The following is a 1,403-nucleotide window of genomic DNA, read 5'->3' as shown; positions in this document are numbered from 1 at the left end:
CCGGGATGTTCCTGTCCCGGACCTGATTCGGCGACGCTTCAGGTGCCAAGCGCTCTAAAGGCAATAGTAGAGCCGCTGATGGCGGCGTCGCAATGGTTGGCGCTATGGAGAGCGCGGTCAGCGGCGCTCAGGCCGCGGTTTTTGTAGACACGCCGGCATCGTTCTTCAACGACGCGACAATTTCGAAAGAGCGCAGGCGGTCTGCGATGTCGAAGAAGTCGGACACGATCATCACTTCGTCGGCTTCGGTTTCGGCCACCAGCGCTTCCAGCCTGCGCTTGACGGTGTCGGGACCGCCCACGATGGCGGCGCCCAGTCTTTGATTGACCGCTTCACGCTCCCATTCGTTCCACAAACCGTCCATGCTTTCGACGGGGGGCTGCAGTTGCAGGCGGTTGCCGCGCACCAGCGACAGGAATTTCAGCTGCTGCGTGGTGGACTGGCGTTGCGCGGCTTCGTCGGATTCGGCCGCGATCACCGGCACGCCGATCATGGCGTAGGGGCGCGCCAGCGTGGCCGACGGCTTGAACAGATGCCGGTACAGGCGCATTGCCGCCATTCCTTCAGGGGAAAAATGGCCCGCGAACGAGAACGGCAGGCCCAATTCGGCGGCCAGGCGGGCGCTGAAATCGCTGGATCCCAGCAGCCAGATCGGAATGTCCAGGCCTTCGCCGGGGATGGCGCGCACCGGCTGGTTGGGGCGCGAGGCGGCCAGGAAGCCGCGCAACTCTTCGACCAGGGCCGGAAACTCCAGGCCGCTGCGCGGCCCGCGGCGCAGGGCGTGCTGCGTTGCACCATCACTGCCGGGCGCGCGGCCCAGGCCCAGGTCGATGCGGCCGGGATACAGCGTTTCCAGCGTGCCGAACTGTTCCGCGATGATCAGCGGGGCATGGTTGGGCAGCATGATGCCGCCCGAACCCACCCGCAGCGTGCTGGTGTGGCCGGCCACGTGGCCGATCAGCACGGCCGTCGCGCTGGACGCGATGCCATTGATGTTGTGGTGCTCGGCCAGCCAGAAGCGCTTGTAGCCCAGGCGCTCCACATGCTGGGCGACGGCCACGGTGTTGCGGAAGGCATCAGCCGCATCGCGGCCCTGCACAATAGGGGCCAGGTCCAGGACCGAAAACGGAATGCGCGCAAGGGTGCTCATGCGGACATCTCCGTAAGACGGGCGGGACAGGGGGGCAACGCGGCGGCAAAGCGGGCAAGGCGCAAGGTGAACTCCATATACCGTAATACATGGGGAGTGTATCGGCGAATTCAACCGCCGGCCGAAGCAACCTTATGGCCGGGCGGGTTGAATTGTCCGAGGCTATCGCCTGTATAGGGCCCCCACGCTGCGCACGCTTTGCGTGCTTGCTGCCCCCCGAGGGGGCGTCTTTTGCCTTGGGGCGGCCCGGCGG

General features: G+C 65.9%; 1 protein-coding gene. It reads right to left on the bottom strand.

Annotation, left to right across the window (positions count from 1 at the left end; translation table 11 throughout):
• Positions 1-127: 127 nt before the first annotated feature.
• On the bottom strand, positions 128-1,150 hold the full coding sequence (locus tag ACO6D5_RS15995) for an LLM class flavin-dependent oxidoreductase (protein ID WP_485825909.1): 1,023 nt from the start codon (positions 1,148-1,150) through the stop codon (positions 128-130).
• Positions 1,151-1,403 lie beyond the last annotated feature (253 nt).

The organism is Achromobacter sp., from assembly GCF_057314935.1.
The sequence above is the reverse complement of the archived record's forward strand: the minus strand, read 5'-3'. Positions and strand labels throughout refer to the sequence as shown.

Excerpts from the sequence above, each read along its gene's own strand:
- ACO6D5_RS15995 (WP_485825909.1), bottom strand. The coding sequence starts at position 1,150 with ATGAGCACCCTTGCGCGCATTCCGTTTTCGGTCCTGGACCTGGCCCCT.